The 17,589-nt window shown below is 54.4% G+C and carries 18 protein-coding genes and 1 other annotated feature; of the genes, 7 read left to right on the top strand and 11 right to left on the bottom strand.

Annotation, left to right across the window (positions count from 1 at the left end; genetic code table 11):
- The first annotated feature begins 44 nt into the window (after positions 1-44).
- Both gndA and ugd read left to right on the top strand, forming a co-directional pair.
- Positions 45-1,451: an NADP-dependent phosphogluconate dehydrogenase gene (gene gndA / locus GTGU_RS22455; protein ID WP_038162946.1), complete on the top strand. Its 1,407-nt coding sequence runs from the start codon at positions 45-47 to the stop codon at positions 1,449-1,451.
- Positions 1,452-1,689: 238 nt separating this feature from the next.
- Positions 1,690-2,856: a UDP-glucose 6-dehydrogenase gene (gene ugd, locus GTGU_RS22460; protein ID WP_038162948.1), complete on the top strand. Its 1,167-nt coding sequence runs from the start codon at positions 1,690-1,692 to the stop codon at positions 2,854-2,856.
- A gap of 39 nt (positions 2,857-2,895) precedes the next feature.
- Here the strand turns inward: ugd and GTGU_RS22465 are convergent, their stop codons facing one another.
- Entirely contained in the window at positions 2,896-3,900 is a 1,005-nt protein-coding gene (locus tag GTGU_RS22465) for an NAD-dependent epimerase (RefSeq protein WP_038162951.1), read from the bottom strand.
- Between the two features lie 232 nt (positions 3,901-4,132).
- Between GTGU_RS22465 and wzzB the strand changes: the two genes are divergently transcribed.
- On the top strand, positions 4,133-5,116 hold the full coding sequence (gene wzzB / locus GTGU_RS22470) for an LPS O-antigen chain length determinant protein WzzB (RefSeq protein ID WP_038162954.1): 984 nt from the start codon (positions 4,133-4,135) through the stop codon (positions 5,114-5,116).
- 46 nt (positions 5,117-5,162) lie between these two features.
- On the opposite strand, the gene hisIE is transcribed toward wzzB, so the two are convergent.
- The 9 genes from hisIE to hisL all read right to left on the bottom strand — a co-directional run bounded on the left by hisIE (position 5,163) and on the right by hisL (position 12,356).
- Positions 5,163-5,762 carry a bifunctional phosphoribosyl-AMP cyclohydrolase/phosphoribosyl-ATP diphosphatase HisIE gene (hisIE, locus tag GTGU_RS22475; protein ID WP_038162957.1) on the bottom strand — a complete coding sequence of 200 codons (600 nt, stop codon included), beginning with the start codon at positions 5,760-5,762 and terminating at the stop codon, positions 5,163-5,165.
- Positions 5,756-6,532, bottom strand: coding sequence for an imidazole glycerol phosphate synthase subunit HisF (hisF, locus tag GTGU_RS22480; protein WP_038162960.1), 777 nt, complete (start codon positions 6,530-6,532; stop codon positions 5,756-5,758). Before hisF ends, hisIE begins: the two co-directional genes overlap by 7 nt.
- The gene (gene hisA / locus GTGU_RS22485) at positions 6,514-7,251 is read right to left on the bottom strand and encodes a 1-(5-phosphoribosyl)-5-[(5-phosphoribosylamino)methylideneamino]imidazole-4-carboxamide isomerase (protein ID WP_038162967.1); all 738 of its coding nucleotides are present in this window, start codon (positions 7,249-7,251) and stop codon (positions 6,514-6,516) included. The genes hisF and hisA overlap by 19 nt, the downstream gene beginning before the upstream one ends.
- Positions 7,251-7,841 carry an imidazole glycerol phosphate synthase subunit HisH gene (gene hisH, locus GTGU_RS22490; protein WP_038162970.1) on the bottom strand — a complete coding sequence of 197 codons (591 nt, stop codon included), beginning with the start codon at positions 7,839-7,841 and terminating at the stop codon, positions 7,251-7,253. Before hisH ends, hisA begins: the two co-directional genes overlap by 1 nt.
- Positions 7,841-8,908: a bifunctional histidinol-phosphatase/imidazoleglycerol-phosphate dehydratase HisB gene (hisB, locus tag GTGU_RS22495; RefSeq protein ID WP_038162973.1), complete on the bottom strand. Its 1,068-nt coding sequence runs from the start codon at positions 8,906-8,908 to the stop codon at positions 7,841-7,843. Before hisB ends, hisH begins: the two co-directional genes overlap by 1 nt.
- On the bottom strand, positions 8,905-9,966 hold the full coding sequence (hisC, locus tag GTGU_RS22500) for a histidinol-phosphate transaminase (RefSeq protein WP_038162974.1): 1,062 nt from the start codon (positions 9,964-9,966) through the stop codon (positions 8,905-8,907). Before hisC ends, hisB begins: the two co-directional genes overlap by 4 nt.
- A complete protein-coding gene (gene hisD / locus GTGU_RS22505; RefSeq protein ID WP_038162975.1) occupies positions 9,963-11,267 on the bottom strand; it encodes a histidinol dehydrogenase in 1,305 nt (434 codons plus the stop codon). The genes hisC and hisD overlap by 4 nt, the downstream gene beginning before the upstream one ends.
- Before the next feature lie 5 nt (positions 11,268-11,272).
- Entirely contained in the window at positions 11,273-12,172 is a 900-nt protein-coding gene (gene hisG, locus GTGU_RS22510) for an ATP phosphoribosyltransferase (protein WP_038162976.1), read from the bottom strand.
- A gap of 37 nt (positions 12,173-12,209) precedes the next feature.
- Positions 12,210-12,333, bottom strand: a sequence feature (His leader region).
- Positions 12,309-12,356, bottom strand: a complete 48-nt coding sequence (hisL, locus tag GTGU_RS26855; RefSeq protein ID WP_124965863.1) for a his operon leader peptide — start codon at positions 12,354-12,356, stop codon at positions 12,309-12,311. It overlaps the preceding feature by 25 nt.
- 176 nt (positions 12,357-12,532) lie before the next feature.
- Between hisL and GTGU_RS22515 the strand changes: the two genes are divergently transcribed.
- The 4 genes from GTGU_RS22515 to GTGU_RS22525 all read left to right on the top strand — a co-directional run bounded on the left by GTGU_RS22515 (position 12,533) and on the right by GTGU_RS22525 (position 15,956).
- Positions 12,533-13,357 carry an SDR family oxidoreductase gene (locus tag GTGU_RS22515; protein WP_038162977.1) on the top strand — a complete coding sequence of 275 codons (825 nt, stop codon included), beginning with the start codon at positions 12,533-12,535 and terminating at the stop codon, positions 13,355-13,357.
- A gap of 39 nt (positions 13,358-13,396) precedes the next feature.
- Complete coding sequence (locus GTGU_RS22520) at positions 13,397-14,311, top strand: LysR substrate-binding domain-containing protein (protein WP_038162978.1); 915 nt, start codon at positions 13,397-13,399, stop codon at positions 14,309-14,311.
- A gap of 234 nt (positions 14,312-14,545) precedes the next feature.
- On the top strand, positions 14,546-14,608 hold the full coding sequence (gene yoeI, locus GTGU_RS27110) for a membrane protein YoeI (RefSeq protein ID WP_407830030.1): 63 nt from the start codon (positions 14,546-14,548) through the stop codon (positions 14,606-14,608).
- Complete coding sequence (locus tag GTGU_RS22525; RefSeq protein ID WP_038162981.1) at positions 14,598-15,956, top strand: APC family permease; 1,359 nt, start codon at positions 14,598-14,600, stop codon at positions 15,954-15,956. The genes yoeI and GTGU_RS22525 overlap by 11 nt, the downstream gene beginning before the upstream one ends.
- 51 nt (positions 15,957-16,007) lie before the next feature.
- On the opposite strand, the gene sbcB is transcribed toward GTGU_RS22525, so the two are convergent.
- Positions 16,008-17,444, bottom strand: a complete 1,437-nt coding sequence (gene sbcB, locus GTGU_RS22530; protein WP_169741198.1) for an exodeoxyribonuclease I — start codon at positions 17,442-17,444, stop codon at positions 16,008-16,010.
- Between the last annotated feature and the right edge of the window lie 145 nt (positions 17,445-17,589).

Below are 17,589 nucleotides of genomic sequence, written 5' to 3' on the forward strand. Positions count from 1 at the left end.
GCCGCGCACGCGTCGCGGTGACCACACCTGACAGGAGTTTTGTAATGTCCAAACAGCAGATCGGCGTCGTTGGTATGGCGGTGATGGGGCGCAACCTGGCGCTCAACATTGAGAGCCGTGGTTATACCGTCTCCATTTTCAACCGCTCCCGCGAAAAAACTGAAGAAGTTGTTGCCGAAAACCCGGGCAAAAAACTGGTTCCTTATTACTCCGTTCAGGAGTTCGTTGAGTCTCTCGAAACGCCACGCCGCATCCTGCTGATGGTGAAAGCGGGCGCGGGTACTGATGCTGCTATCGATTCCCTGAAACCGTACCTTGATAAAGGCGACATCATCATTGATGGCGGCAATACCTTCTTCCAGGACACCATTCGTCGTAACCGTGAACTGTCTGCAGAAGGCTTCAACTTCATCGGTACCGGTGTTTCCGGTGGTGAAGAAGGGGCGCTGAAAGGTCCTTCCATCATGCCTGGCGGCCAGAAAGAAGCATATGAACTGGTTGCGCCAATCCTGACCAAAATCGCAGCTGTGGCTGAAGATGGCGAGCCTTGTGTGACCTATATCGGTCCTGATGGTGCGGGTCACTATGTGAAAATGGTTCACAACGGTATTGAATATGGCGACATGCAGCTGATTGCCGAAGCCTATTCTCTGCTGAAAGGCGGCCTCAATCTTTCCAATGACGAGCTGGCAAAGGTCTTCTCCGAGTGGAACGAAGGCGAGCTGAACAGCTACCTCATCGACATCACCAAAGACATCTTCAACAAAAAAGATGAAGAGGGTAAATACCTGGTTGATGTGATCCTTGATGAAGCTGCAAACAAAGGTACCGGTAAATGGACCAGCCAGAGCTCGCTGGATCTCGGCGAACCGTTGTCACTGATTACCGAATCCGTCTTTGCACGTTATATCTCTTCACTGAAAACGCAGCGCGTTGCCGCTTCCAAAGTGCTGTCTGGCCCGCAGGCCAAACCGGCAGGGGATAAAGCCGAGTTCGTTGAGAAAGTGCGTCGCGCGCTGTACCTCGGTAAAATCGTCTCTTACGCGCAGGGCTTCTCTCAGCTGCGTGCTGCGTCCGACGAGCACAACTGGGATCTGAACTACGGTGAGATTGCCAAAATCTTCCGTGCCGGTTGCATCATCCGTGCTCAGTTCCTACAGAAAATCACCGATGCCTACGCTGAGAATAAAGGCATTGCCAACCTGCTGTTAGCGCCTTACTTCAAAAAAGTGGCGGATGATTACCAGCAGGCGCTGCGTGATGTTGTCGCGTACGCTGTACAAAATGGTATTCCGGTGCCGACCTTCTCCGCTGCGGTGGCTTACTATGACAGCTACCGCTCTGCGGTTCTGCCTGCGAACCTGATTCAGGCACAGCGTGACTACTTTGGTGCACACACTTACAAGCGCACTGATAAAGACGGTGTGTTCCACACCGGGTGGCTGGATTAATCTGATTTAGCCGTTGCTCTGAATGAAGCCCGAAGCTTGTCTTCGGGCTTTTTTATGCCTGCTATGGCTGACTTTTCGCATGACAGGATTCATCAACCACGACTCAATGTCTTGTCTGGTAAGGGATTCAGCGCCTTGACAGTCCGTTGACTGAAGAGGTAAAACCCCACTCAGTCCTTAATTATCGTGACGGCCAGCGTGCCGTCGCCACGGTTAAACTCACATAAGTTGCAATCGAATGAAAATAACTATCTCCGGTACTGGTTACGTTGGCTTGTCAAACGGCATCCTGATCGCGCAACACCATGAAGTTGTCGCACTGGACATCGTGCAGGCGAAAGTGGATATGCTGAACAAGAAGCAATCTCCCATTATTGATAAAGAAATTGAAGATTATCTCGCTAATAAACCGCTGAATTTTCGTGCAACGACCGATAAACACGATGCTTACCGTAATGCCGACTATGTGATTATCGCCACGCCAACCGATTACGATCCGAAAACGAACTATTTCAACACCTCTTCCGTAGAAGCAGTGATCCGCGATGTTATCGAGATCAACCCGAAGGCAGTGATGGTGATTAAATCCACCATTCCGGTGGGCTTTACTAACTCCATCAATGAACAATACGGGATCGACAACGTCTTTTTCTCACCGGAATTCCTGCGTGAAGGCCGGGCGTTGTACGACAATCTGCATCCGTCACGCATTGTCATCGGTGAGCGTTCTAAGCGCGCTGAGCGCTTTGCGGCATTGTTACAGGAAGGGGCAATTAAGAAAGATATCCCGACGCTGTTTACCGATTCCACCGAAGCGGAAGCCATCAAGCTGTTTGCTAACACCTACCTGGCGATGCGTGTTGCGTACTTCAACGAGCTGGACAGCTACGCAGAAAGTCTGGGGCTGAGTTCTCGTCAGATCATCGAAGGTGTGTGTCTGGATCCGCGTATTGGTAATCACTACAACAACCCGTCATTTGGTTATGGTGGTTACTGTCTGCCGAAAGACACCAAACAGCTGCTGGCGAACTATGACCAGGTACCGAACAACCTCATCTCGGCCATCGTTGATGCTAACCGCACGCGTAAAGATTTTATTGCTGACTCTATTCTGGCGCGTAAGCCGAAGGTAGTGGGGGTGTATCGCCTGATCATGAAGAGTGGCTCTGATAACTTCCGTGCCTCTTCTATTCAGGGGATCATGAAGCGTATCAAGGCCAAAGGCGTAGAGGTTATTGTCTACGAACCGGTCATGAAAGAGGATGAATTCTTCCGCTCTCGTGTCGTGCGTGATCTTGATGCGTTCAAGAAAGAAGCGGATGTGATTGTTTCCAACCGGATGTCAGAAGAGCTGGCAGATGTGGCGGATAAAGTGTATACCCGCGATCTGTTTGGCAACGATTGATACTACCCCCCGGCCACCATGTGGTCGGGGGATACAGGTTCAGACTTTGTAAAACTCGCGATACCAGTCAACGAAGTTTTTCACCCCGTCTTTGACAGATGTCTGTGGCTTAAAGCCAATCACCTCATACAGCGCTTTAGTATCGGCGCTGGTATTCAGAACGTCACCCGGCTGAATCGGCATCATGTTTTTATCCGCTTCAATACCTAACGCCTCTTCCAGCGCCGTAATGTAATCCATCAGTTCCACCGGTGAGCTGTTACCGATGTTATAGATGCGATAAGGCGCGGAGCTGGTTGCCGGCGATCCCGTCTCGACGGTCCATTCCGGGTTGGCTTCAGGAATCACATCCTGCAGACGAATAATGGCTTCGGCGATGTCATCGATATAGGTGAAATCACGCTTCATCTTGCCGTAGTTGTAAACGTCGATGCTCTTGCCTTCAATCATCGCTTTGGTGAATTTAAACAACGCCATATCCGGGCGTCCCCACGGGCCATACACCGTGAAAAAGCGCAAGCCTGTGGTTGGCAGACCGTAGAGGTGCGAGTAGGTGTGCGACATCAGCTCGTTGGCCTTCTTGGTTGCGGCATACAGCGATACCGGGTGATCAACGGAGTCATCGGTGGAGAACGGCATTTTGCGGTTCAGGCCATAGACCGAACTGGACGAGGCATACAGCAGATGCTGAACCTGGTGATGTCGGCAACCTTCGAGAATGTTCAGATGCCCGATCAGGTTTGACTCAGCATAGGCATGCGGGTTTTCCAGCGAATAACGCACACCGGCTTGCGCGGCAAGGTGGATAACACGATCAAACTTCTCACTGGCAAACAGGGCTTCCATGGCAGCGCGGTCCGCCAGATCGATTTTATGGAAGCTGAACTGCGGGGAGACGAGTCGGTCAAGGCGCGCCTGCTTCAGACTCACATCATAGTAATCATTGAGATTATCGATTCCCACTACCTGATGTCCCGCTTTCAGCAATCGTTCGCTGACGTGAAAACCGATAAAACCAGCGGCTCCTGTTACCAGATATTTCATAGCATTCCCTCAAAACACACGCTCAGGAAGACATTCTCGCCTTCAACTGTTACGAAAGGCAAAATAATACCCGTCAAAGGTGAAAAAAGATAATCATAATCTACAATTATCATAGCCACCGAAACCGGTAAATTCCTCGAAAATCAGGATAAATTCCGATAGCAATCGGCAGGTTAATCCGTAAACTAAATCACTTTGTGGGTATTCCATCTTTGTCCTGTATAAGGTTCGTATGACACAAGACAACAATAATGGATCTGACGCGCGCCGTGTCGATTCCGAACAGATTGATTTAATTGACATAGTAGTACAGCTTTGGCGTGGAAAAGTGACGATCGGCATCTGTATCATCGTTGCCATTCTTGTCGCCGCAGGTTACCTGTTTATAGCGAAAGAAAAATGGACATCTACTGCTATTATTTCACAACCCGATACGGCACAAATTGCCACTTACAGTAACGCCTTAAATATTCTGTATGGCACTACTGCACCGAATGTTAGTGATTTACAGACGCGGGTTGTTGACCGTTTTAATTCGGCGTTTTCCGCGTTAGCCGAATCACTGAATAACCAGGAAAAACCGGAAAAACTGACGATTGAGCCAGTGGTCAAAACCGAAAAGGTTCCGCTGCAGATTACCTACCAGGGGCAGACTGCTGAAGGCGCGCAGCAGCAACTGGCAAAGTACATTCAGCAAGTTGATGAGCAAATCGCAAAAGAAATCGACGTTGACCTTAAGGACAACATTGCGCTGCAAATTGATACCCTCGGCGATTCACTGAAAACCCAGGAGAAGGTGGCGCAGGAGCAGAAAGATCTGCGTATTAAGCAGATTCAGGAAGCGCTGAAGTTTGCTGAGCAGGCAAACATTACTAAACCGCAGGTGCAGCAGACGCAGGATGTCACGCAGGACACCATGTTCCTGCTGGGTAGCGATGCGCTGAACTCGATGATTCAGAATGAATCCACGCGACCGCTGGTCTTCTCGCCTGCGTACTTCCAGACCAAACAGACGTTGCTGGACATCCAGAACCTGAAAATCGATCCCACCACCATTCATGCATACCGTTATGTCATGAAACCGGATTTGCCGGTTTACCGCGACAGCCCGAAACGCGCGTTAACGCTGGTGCTGGCAGTTCTGCTGGGCGGGATGATCGGTGCCGGTGTGGTGCTGGGGCGTAATGCCATACGCAGCTATCGACCGAAGCAGTAACTGAGATAAAAAAACGGGCAGTAATGCCCGTTTTTTTATGCCTGATCTATTTGTGCCGCTTCCTTAAGTTTTCAATCACCGTGGTCAAATCCAGATCCTGATCCTGCAGCAGCACCAGCAGGTGATACATCAAATCCGATGCTTCGTTAGTCAGCTCATCGCGATCATGCACTGTCGCCGCCAGCGCGGTTTCAACGCCTTCTTCGCCCACCTTCTGCGCAATGCGCTTGGTACCGCTGGCATACAGTTTCGCGGTGTATGAACTGGCCGGGTCGGCGGTTTTACGTTCTGCCAGCAGTTGCTCGAGCTGATAGAGAAACAGCCACTGGTGACTGGTCTCGCCGAAGCAGCTGGAGGTGCCTTTATGGCAGGTGGGGCCAACCGGGTTCGCCAGCACCAGCAGCGTGTCATTATCGCAATCCGGCGTAATGCTGACCACATTTAACACGTTGCCGGAGGTTTCTCCTTTGGTCCACAAACGCTGCTTCGTGCGGGAGAAAAAGGTGACTTTGCCCGTCTCCTGCGTTTTCGCCAGCGCATCCTGGTTCATATAACCAAGCATCAATACTTCGCCGGAAATCGCGTGTTGAATGATGGCGGGCATCAGTCCGTCGGTTTTTTGCCAGTCCAGTTGTTCAGTTAACATACCCTGATCTCCACGCCCTGTGCTGCCAGGTACGTTTTTAATTCACCAATATTAATGATCTGCTTATGGAACACGGAGGCGGCCAGCGCGCCGTCAACGTTTGCCACGCGGAACGCATCAAGGAAGTGTTCCATCGTGCCCGCGCCACCGGAGGCGATCAGCGGGACGTGGCATACCTCACGCACTTTTTTCAGTTGCTCAAGGTCGTAACCGTTACGCACGCCGTCCTGATTCATCATGTTGAGAACGATTTCCCCGGCACCGCGCCGTTGTACTTCCTGCACCCAGTCGAGGGTTTCCCATTGCGTCACGCGGGTGCGGCTTTCATCGCCGGTATATTGATTGACGTGATATTTGCCGCTGTCAGCGTCAAACCAGGTATCAATGCCCACGACAATACACTGCACGCCAAAACGATCCGCCAGACGGGTAATCAGCTCCGGTTCTGCGAGAGCAGGGGAGTTGACCGAGATTTTATCAGCACCGAAAGACAGAATCTTCGCTGCGTCCTCCACCGACTTAATCCCCCCCGCGACGCAAAACGGAATGTCGATCACTTCCGCCACCCGCGCCACCCAGCTCTTATCCACCACGCGACCATCGCTGGACGCGGTGATGTCATAGAACACCAGTTCGTCGGCGCCTTCGTCGGCGTAGCGCTGCGCCAGCGGCACGATATCGCCGATGATTTCGTGATTGCGGAACTGCACGCCTTTTACGACCTGCCCGTCACGCACGTCAAGACAGGGGATTATCCGTTTTGCCAGCATTGAATCGCCTCCGTGACGTTAAATTTACCTTCCAGCAGCGCACGTCCGACAATCACGCCACGCACGCCGGTGCCGCGCAGTGCAGCGATGTCGTCCAGTCCACCGATACCGCCTGATGACTGAAACGCCACCTGCGGATAACGGGCGCAGACTTCTTCATACAGCGAGACGTTTGAGCCTGCCAGCGTGCCGTCGCGGGAGATGTCGGTGCACAGTACATGTTTCAGCCCAACCGGCAGATAGGCGTCGACCAGCGCTTCCAGCGTCACGCCGGAGTTTTCCTGCCAGCCGCTGACAGCGACTTGTTTATTGCCCTGATCATCGATGCGTACATCCAGCGCCAGCACCAGTTTTTCCGCCCCGAAGCGGGTAAACCAGCCTTTTAGCTGTTCTGGCGATTTCACCGCTGTCGAGCCAATCACCACGCGTGACACGCCCGCATCCAGCAGCGCTGCGACGTCATCTTCAGTACGCACGCCGCCGCCGACCTGTACCGGGACAGTAACGCCCGCGACCAGCGTTTTAATCAGCGGGATCTGCCGTTTCGCCGGATCTTTCGCGCCGGTCAGGTCAACCAGATGCAGCACTTCGGCACCCTGAGCGGCATAGTCCTGCAAACGCGGCAGCGGGTCGGTACCATAGTCGCGCTGCTGGCCGTAATCGCCCTGATGGAGACGCACCACCGTGCCGTCAATTAAATCTAAAGCCGGAATTATCATCACATCTCCAGAAAGTTTTTCAGCAACTGAGCACCTGCTTTACCGGAACGCTCAGGGTGGAACTGGACGCCAAAGAAATTGTCTTTTTGTACCGCGGCGGTGAAGGCATCGCCATAATCACAGCGGGCGATGGTGTACGGGTTGACCGCCATCGCGTAGCTGTGAACAAAATAGAAGTACGCACCGTCGTCGATGTTACGAAACAGCGGATTACCGGCCTTCGCGTAAACGCGGTTCCAGCCCATATGCGGCAGCGGCAGGCCGCGGTCGATCATCTTCGGTACGTCCTCGCCGATAATGCCGAGCATATCGACGCCGTGCGACTCTTCACTGCGACGGCCAAGCAACTGCATGCCAAGGCATATCCCCAGCACCGGCTGAGTACAGGCTTTAATGAGTTCGATAAGTTCCCGTTCGCGCAACTGGTCCATTGCCGCCTGTGCGGTGCCAACGCCGGGCAGAAACAGCTTATCGGCGCGCAGAACCACCTCCGGTGCGCGGCTGACCACCGGCTCATAGCCGTGACGACTCACCGCAGACTTCACCGAGTTCAGATTGGCGCAACCGGTATCCAGAATCACCACGTTCATCACAGCACTCCTTTCGATGACGGCAGCGCATCGCCCTCGACGCGAATCGCCTGGCGCAGGGTACGACCAAACGCTTTGAACAGACTCTCCACGCGGTGGTGATCATTCTTGCCTTTGGTTTTCAGGTGCAGTGTTACGCCCATGGTATAGGAGAGAGAACGGAAGAAGTGTTCGACCATTTCGGTGCTTAAATCCCCCACGCGCTGGTAAGTGAATTCCGCGCGGTATTCGAGGTGCGGACGACCGGAGATATCCAGCGCGCAGCGCGCCAGGCACTCGTCCATCGGCAGGACAAAGCCGAAGCGGTTGATGCCGCGTTTGTCGCCCAGCGCCAGTTTTAGTGCTTCGCCGAGTGCCAGCCCGGTATCTTCCACCGTGTGGTGGTCGTCGATATAAAGATCGCCTTTCACGGCAATCTCCATGCGGAACCCGCCGTGAGTCGCAATCTGATCGAGCATGTGATCGAAGAAACCCACGCCAGTGTTGATCTTGCTGCCGCCTTCACGATCCAGCCATATTTTGACATCAATCTGCGTTTCGCGGGTGGTACGTTCAACATGGGCGTAACGGTCGCGCTTCGTCAGTTGCGCGCCAATCGCCTGCCAGTTCAGTGTATCGCGGTTATAGAGCAGGCCGGTGATGCCCATATTGTCCGCAAGCGTCACATCGGTGGCGCGGTCGCCAATCACGTAGCTGTTCGCGGCGTCCATCACGCCTGCCTCCAGCCAGCGGGTGACCAACTGTGTTTTCGGCTTGCGGCAGTCGCAGTTATCCGCAGGCAGGTGCGGGCAGATCAGCACATCTTCAAACACCACGCCCTGCGAGGTGAGGATCTGCATCATCAGGTTATGCGGACCGTCAAAATCGGCCTGCGGGAAGCTGGTCGTTCCCAGACCGTCCTGGTTGGTGATCATCACCAGCTTAAAGCCCGCTTTCTGCAATGCCAGCAGCGTCGGAATGACGTCCGGCTCGAAGGCCAGCTTATCGAATCTGTCGACCTGAAAATCGCTCGGCGGCTCGGCAATCAACGTGCCGTCACGGTCAATAAAGAGAAACTTCTGGGTCATACATTCTCCGCTCTTAAGGCATCAATGACGCGCTGGCTCTCAGCACGGGTACCAATCGTGATACGCAGACAGCCGCTCAGTGTGGGTTGGCGGTTCTGGTCTCGTAAAATAATGCCCTGATCCCACAGGGATTTAAATACTGCGCTGGAGGCGGTGATGCGAACCAGAATGTAGTTGGTTTCCGAATCGAAAACCTGCTCAACGCACGGGATGTCGCGCAACTGGCTTATCAGATACTGGCGCTCGTCGATGATCTGCGTCACGCGCTGGCGCATGGCGACAATTCCATCCGGGCTCAATGCCTGTGCCGCGATATCCGCTACCGGTGTGGAGAGCGGGTAGGGGGCGATGACCTTCATCAGCAGAGCGATCACGTCGTCGCTGGCAAGCGTAAAACCGCAGCGCAGCCCGGCGAGGGCAAAGGCTTTCGACAGCGTACGCAGCACCACCAGGTGCGGATATTCTTCCAGCCAGTTGACCAGCGTCGCCTGTGGGCAGAATTCAATATAGGCTTCGTCAGCCACCACCAGCGCTTTACCACGTGTCATTTCCAGCAGGTCACGCATATCCTGCGGGTTGATGATTTGCCCGGTCGGGTTGTTCGGGCTGCAGACGTAGACCAGTTTTACGCCATCCAGTTTTTCTGCAATTGCCGGTAAATCAAGCTGCCAGCCTTCTTTGGCCTGAACGGTTCGATACTCAACGCCAAACGTTTCCGCACTGACGCTGTACATGCCGTAAGTTGGTGGGCAGAACAAAATCGCATCTTTACCCGGCTCGCAAAACGCACGGATCAACAGCTCAATGCCTTCATCTGCGCCGCGGCTGACCAGCACCTGTTCCGGTTTCACACCAGCGTAGCGGGCATAGTTGTCGATCACTGCTTTCGGCTGGCATTCCGGGTAACGGTTCAGCGTCTGCTGCGTCAGGCCAAAGGGCACCGCGGTGGGAAATTCGTTGGCGTTCAGCCAGACGTCGCCTTTACCGCCAAGACGGCGGGCAGACTGATACGGCGTCAGATTGCGGACGTTCTCGCGGGCTAAATCTTCAATGCTCATGCTTGCTCCTTGAGGGCTGCAACACGCAGCGTAACGGCATTTTTGTGGGCAGTCAGACGCTCGGCAGTCGCCAGAATTTCAATGGTGCTGGCGAGGCTCGCGAAACCGTCACGGGAAAGCTCCTGCACAGTCATGCGTTTCTGGAAATCGGCGAGGCCAAGGCTCGAACAGGTGGCGGTGTAACCATAGGTCGGCAATACGTGGTTGGTGCCGGAGGCGTAGTCACCCGCTGACTCCGGCGACCAGTCACCGAGAAATACCGAACCGGCGCTGGTGATGCCATCAACCAGTTCGCGCGCGTTGCGGGTCTGGATAATCAGGTGCTCAGGGCCGTACTGATTCGAAATGTCCACACACTGGGCGATATCGTTCGCCACGATCAGGCGGCTGGCAGAGAGTGCCTGGCGGGCGGTTTCTTCGCGCGGCAGGTCGGTTAACTGGCGAGCAACAGCGTCGGCCACGCGGCGTGCCATGTCGGCATCCGGCGTCAGCAGGATCACCTGCGAATCCGGGCCGTGCTCCGCCTGTGACAGTAAATCAGACGCGACAAAATCCGGGGTGGCGCCGCTGTCGGCAATCACCAGCACTTCGGACGGGCCGGCAGGCATGTCGATCGCCGCACCATCAAGACGCTGGCTGACCTGGCGCTTGGCTTCGGTGACAAAAGCGTTACCCGGGCCAAAGATTTTATCAACAGACGGGACGGTTTCAGTCCCGAAAGCCAGAGCGGCAATCGCCTGCGCGCCACCAACGTTAAACACCTCCTGCACGCCGCAGAGCTGTGCCGCGTAGAGAATTTCATCGGCAATCGGCGGCGGCGAACACAGCACCACGCGTTTACAACCGGCGATACGCGCCGGTGTCGCCAGCATCAGAACCGTTGAAAACAGGGGTGCAGAGCCGCCAGGAATGTACAAGCCAACGGATGCCAGCGGGCGGGTCATCTGCTGGCAGCGCACCCCTGGCAGCGTTTCAACGTCGATAGTCTGTAACTGCTGCGCGGTGTGGAAAGTGTCGATATTTTTAACCGCCACTGTCATCGCCTGTTTCAGCTCCACGCTCAGGCGGTCGCCTGCCGCCGCCATCTCTTCGGGCGTTACCTTCAGCGACACGACATCGGTTTTATCAAAGCGGGCGCTGTATTCACGCAGCGCAGCGTCGCCGCGCGTTTTTACATTTTCGAGGATCTCCATCACGCTGCGGGTAATGGTCTCAGACGCGGACATCGCCGGGCGCATCAGCAGTTCACGCTGTTGCTCGGGGCTGCACTGGTTCCAGTCGATAATTGTGTTGAAGCTCATGGTGGTTACTCCATCATCTTCTCAATCGGCAGTACCAGAATCGAGCTGGCACCGAGCACTTTCAGCTTTTCCATCGTCTCCCAGAACAGGGTTTCGCTGCTGACCATGTGCATCGCCACGCGCTGTTGGTCTCCGGCCAGCGGCAGAATGGTCGGGCGCTCGGCGCCAGGCAGCAGGGAAATGACTTCTTCCAGACGTTCAGTTGGCGCGTGCAGCATGATGTATTTGGATTCGCGGGCCTGAATCACGCCCTGAATACGGGTCAGGAGTTTGTCGATCAACTGCTGTTTGGCGTCGTCCATGTCACCGTCTCGCTGGATCAGACAGGCTTTTGAGCGGTAAATCACTTCCACTTCACGCAAGCCGTTGGCTTCCAGCGTCGCCCCGGTGGAGACCAGGTCGCAAATGGCGTCCGCCAGTCCGGCACGCGGCGCAACTTCCACCGAACCATTTAACAGACAGGATTTAAAAGAGATGCCTTTCTGGTCGAGGTAACGCTTCAGCAGGTGAGGGTAGGAGGTGGCGATACGTTTGCCGTCGAGAGAGGCGGGGCCGTCCCAGACATCATCAACTTCCGTCGCCAGCGACAGGCGACAGCCGCCGAAATCAAGACGGCGCAACGTGAAGTAACGCGGATCTTCGCCCTGCGCGCGGCGGCTCAGCAGCTCTTCTTCCAGCACGTTCTCACCAATAATGCCGAGGTCCACCACACCATCCATGACCAGACCGGGGATGTCGTCGTCGCGTACGCGCAGAATATCGATGGGCATATTTTCAGCCAGCGCAATCAGACGCTGGGTGTGGAGATTAATTTTGATGCCGCAGCGGGCCAGTAATTCGCGTGAGTCTTCACTCAGACGCCCTGATTTCTGAATAGCTATGCGTAAACGGCTGTTATCTGACATTGTTATTTCCTCTGTATACCTGTCTGAAAGCGAACCAAAAAAAAAGCCCCCGGAAGATGATCTTCCGGGGGCTCTCTCTTGCGTTCATGCACCACTGGAAGATCTGAATGTCTTCCAGCACACATCGCCTGAAAGACTAGTCAGGATGATGGTGATGATGGTGGTGTTTAAATTGAACGCTCATAAAATTCTCATTGAATGCTTATTCACACTATGCCTTTTAACCTAAACCACTTTTGTCTCCGAAAGCAAGGGCTTTTTTCCATTGTTTATTGAATTCATATTGATGCTATGAATTGTCAGTTTCGGTGGGCTGGCGTAGCCTTAATACAGGAGACCAAATGAGTCAGGAGATAACGCATGAAAAAAGTCGCGATTGTCGGATTAGGGTGGCTGGGCATGCCGCTGGCGCTGTCGTTAACGGCGCACGGCTGGCAGGTCACGGGCAGTAAAACCACCCGGGATGGCGTGGAGGCGGCGAGGATGTGCGGGATCGACAGCTATCCCTTACGGCTGGAACCTCAACTGGTCTGTGAAACGGAGGATCTGGATGCGCTCATGAATGTGGACGCGCTGGTGATCACCCTTCCGGCGCGTCGCAGCGGTCCGGGCGAGGAATTTTACCTTCAGGCGGTGCAGGAAATTGTGGATTCTGCGCTGGCTTACCATATCCCGCGGATCCTCTTTATCAGTTCCACCTCGGTATATGGTAATGCGACGGGTACCATTAAAGAGAGCACGCCACGTGAGCCTGTTACTGCCAGCGGCCGGGTGCTGAAAGAGCTGGAAGACTGGCTGCATCATCTGCCGGGGACATCGGTGGATATTCTGCGGCTGGCCGGACTGGTGGGGCCGGGGCGGCATCCAGGGCGTTTTTTCGCTGGAAAACAGGCACCGGATGGCGAGCATGGCGTCAATCTGGTGCATCTGGAGGATGTGATTTCCGCCATTACACTGCTGTTACAGGCTCCCAAGGGGGGACACATCTATAATATATGTGCGCCGAAACATCCTTCGCGCGCGGTGTTTTATCCGCAGATGGCGAGGGAACTGGGGCTGGAGCCGCCTTCCTTTGTTGCCGGAGACAGTAAAGAGAAGGGGAAAATCATTGATGGCAGCCGGATTTGCAATGAACTCGGTTTTGAATATCAGTACCCTGATCCGCTGGTAATGCCGATGGAGTGACATACTGGCGGCCAAATCGCGCCACGCAAAGGAGCGACGATGAAGCCACTGCTGGATGTCCTCATCATTCTTGATGCGCTTGAAAAAGAGGGGAGCTTTGCTGCGGCATCGGCAAAGCTCTACAAGACGCCCTCGGCGCTCAGCTATACCGTTCATAAACTGGAAAGCGACCTCAATATTCAACTGCTCGACCGTAGCGGACACCGCGCCACGTTCACTCGCACCGGTAAACTGCTGCTGGAGAAAGGGCGCGAGGTGCTGCACAACGTGCGCGAGCTGGAACAGCAGGCTATCAAGCTTAACGAAGGCTGGGAGAATGAACTCATTATTGGCGTTGACGATACGTTCCCTTTCTCCCTGCTGGCGCCACTGATTGAAACTTTCTATCAGAGTCACAGCGTCACCCGGCTGAAATTTATCAATGGTGTACTGGGAAGCTCGTGGGACGCGCTGATCCGTGGACGGGCGGACATCGTCATCGGCGCACTGCGTGATCCGCCGCCGCACAGCGGTTTCGCTTTCGCAACACTTGGTGAACTGGAACATGTTTTTGTCGTCGCGCCGCATCACGGGCTGGCGCAGGAGAACGAGCCGCTCAGCCGACGCACCATCAAACGTTTCCGCGCCATTGTCGTGGGCGACAGCGCCTCGCCGGAATGCCCAGCATTCAGGCAACTGTTAGAAGATCAGGACGCCATCACGGTCTTTGATTTTAAAACTAAACTGGAATTACAAATCAGTGGTCTGGGATGTGGATTTGTGCCGCGTTATATGGCACAACGTTTTCTTGATAGCGGCGCGCTGGTAGAGAAAAAGGTCGCCTCCTGGTCGGCGTTTGATCCGGTCTGGATTGGCTGGAACGAACAGACGTCAGGGCTTGCCAGTGCGTGGTGGCGGGAGGCTATTTTAGCAAATAGTGCCATAGCTGCGGTCTATCATAAAATGAGTGTTTAAAATTCAACCGTTTATTGAAAAGTTTTTTTTGACGGCGCTCGCATTCGCTTGTTTTTAACAATCGTTGGGGGCACAATACGCCGCCTGCAAAATCAGAGACTAACCGACGTTTTTTTAACTCGTCGGTTATTTTTTTGCATAGCGTTTCGTCATTTAAAACCAAGAGGCCGGGCTTCGTACCGGATAGATACTTACCAAAAACCGACAGTTGTTGTCGCTGAGGATTCCAGAACAATGGGGCAATTTTTTGCTTACGCGACGGCATTCGCCGTAAAGGGGGATGACCATGTCGCATAACGTTACTCCAAACACCTCTCGCGTGGAATTACGTAAAACGCTTACGCTGGTTCCGGTTGTCATGATGGGCCTTGCCTATATGCAGCCGATGACGCTGTTCGATACATTTGGTATCGTTTCAGGCCTCACTGATGGTCATGTTGCGACGGCTTACGCCTTTGCGCTGGTCGCCATTCTCTTTACTGCGCTGAGCTACGGTAAACTGGTTCGCCGTTTCCCGTCTGCTGGCTCGGCGTATACCTACGCCCAGAAATCCATTAGCCCGACCGTAGGCTTTATGGTGGGCTGGTCGTCGCTGCTGGACTACCTGTTCATGCCGATGATCAACATCCTGCTGGCGAAAATTTACTTTGAAGCACTGGTGCCTTCCGTACCGTCGTGGATCTTTGTGGTGGCGCTGGTGGCCTTTATGACCATCTCTAACCTGCGCAGCATCAAGACCGTCGCCAACTTCAACACCCTGATTGTGATTCTGCAGATGGGTATTGTGGCGGTGATCGTGGGGCTTATCATCTACGGTGTTTCTCATGGTGAAGGCGCGGGTACGCTGACCAGCACCCGTCCGTTCTGGTCTGAAGATGCGCACGTGGTACCGATGATCACCGGTGCGACGATCCTCTGCTTCTCGTTCCTGGGCTTTGACGGCATCTCTTCGCTGTCGGAAGAGACCAAAGACGCTGAGCGTGTGATCCCGAAAGCGATTTTCCTGACGGCGCTGATTGGCGGTCTGGTGTTCATTGGCGCCTCTTACTTCCTGCAGCTCTATTTCCCGGATATCTCTCGTTTCAAAGATCCGGACGCGTCGCAGCCTGAAATCATGCTGTACGTGGCAGGGAAAACTTTCCAGTGGGGCGTGCTGATTTTCTCCAGCGTGACCGTACTGGCTTCCGGCATGGCGGCACACGCAGGTGTTTCTCGTCTGATGTATGTGATGGGGCGTGACGGTGTGTTCCCGAGCCGTTTCTTCGGCTACATTCACCCGAAATGGCGTACGCCGGCATGGAACGTGCTGCTGGTGGGTGCGATTGCTCTGCTGGCGATCAACTTTGATCTGGTCACGGCGACAGCGCTGATCAACTTCGGTGCGCTGGTGGCGTTCACCTTCGTTAACCTCTCCGTGATCTCGCAGTTCTGGATCCGCGAGAAGCGCAACAAGACGCTGAAAGACCATTTCAACTATCTGGTACTGCCGGTGTGTGGTGCGCTGACAGTAGGTGCGTTGTGGATCAACCTGGAAGAGAGCTCGATGGTGCTCGGCCTGATCTGGGCGGGTATCGGTCTGGTCTATCTGGCCTGTGTGACCAAAAGCTTCCGTAACCCGGTGCCGCAGTACGAAGACATCGCGTAATTAACGCGAACCGCAATGGAAAACCGGAGACTGTGTCTCCGGTTTTTTTTATCAGACGATTTCCTGTGCGTACTGATACAGCGCCTTGAGCAGCCCGAGTTTTTCGCTGTCCCCGTCATACTGACCGTATAACATTTCCAGCTCCTGGGCGTAGGCCTGCAGAAACTCTGGCGTAAAGACGTTGCGGCGATGCTGTAACCAGCGCTGTTGTTCGGTGTCATCCAGCGTCCCCGGGAAATTACGGGCGCGATAGTTAAACAGCAGACGTTCGATGCGTTTGTCAGCAAACGTCACATCCAGCGCTGGCAGATTACGCGGTTCGGTTTCCAGCACGATTTTCATTGCCGCCCGATCGGCATCGCTGAAAAAGCCGTTATACAGTTGCGCATCAACGTTCTCAGAGGGAACAAATGGCTCCGCTTCAGCGAAGATCGCCACTACTTTATCCCGGACTTGTGGATTTTCCCGCAGCACTTTGAGGTTATCGAGGCAATGCTGGCGGTTGATACCCAGACGGTCAGCGTCTTCCGGACGCAGCGTATTGGCCTGCGCCAGCACCGGGCATTTATTCAGATGCACCAGTTTCACCGGCACCGGTACATTGTCACCAAGATCGGCTTTGGCGGTGTAGAGCCGCTCACGCAGGGCGTCGGCATTCAGTTCAAGCAACGGCGAGATATCACCCGCGAGGTCAACCATAATCACTGCGTTGCGGTTGTCCGGGTGCCAGGCGAGCGGGGCGACCCAACTGGTGTTGCCACGCCAGGCGCCAAACATCCCGGAGACATGCACCAGCGGTTTCATCTGCGGCACGTCAATCAACGGGACAAGTTTCTGCTTGCTGCGGTGGGCGTAGAGATAATCAAACAGGCGCGGTTGCTGGCTTTTCACCAGCTTCGCCATGGCAATGGTGGCGTAAACGTCAGCCATCGCGTCATGGGCGTTACTGTGTTCAATGCCATTGGCTTTGGTGAGATGCTCAAGGCGGAAGCTCGGTAACCCTTCGTCGTTATCCGGCCAGTGGATCCCTTCCGGGCGCAATGCGTAGCAGGCGCGCATGACGTCGAGCAGATCCCAACGCGAATTGTCGTTTTGCCAGCTCCAGGCGTAAGGATCGTAGAAGTTGCGATAAAAAATATTGCGCGTCACTTCGTCGTCAAACCGGACGTTGTTATAACCCACCACGCAAGTTTTCGGCACGGTAAAGATGTCATGAATGCGGCGGGCAAACGCGGCTTCGTTATCACCTTTCGCCCGCGCTTCCTGCGGCGTAATACCGGTAATGAGTACCGCTTCGGGCTGCGGCAGATAGTCATCGGCAGGCTTGCAGTAAAAAACCTCAGGCTCGCCGATAATATTGAAATCCGCGTCGGTACGAATGGCGGCGAACTGCGCTGGCCTGTCCAGAGACGGACTGGTGCCGAAGGTTTCGTAATCGTGGAAGAGAAAAGTAGGCTGCGTTGCGGAATCAGACACCCGAAGCTCCATCCTGTATGAATATGATGGGGTATGGTAAACGATTGTGGCTTCACATCCGAATAAAAAGCCGTGCTTTCTCGTGCCTCTGCACAGAATGGCGCGTGATGAAAGTGGGGGCTGTCACATTTCATTGCAATTTTGCCAGGCGCTGACA

The organism is Trabulsiella guamensis ATCC 49490 (assembly GCF_000734965.1).
GTDB lineage: Bacteria > Pseudomonadota > Gammaproteobacteria > Enterobacterales > Enterobacteriaceae > Trabulsiella > Trabulsiella guamensis.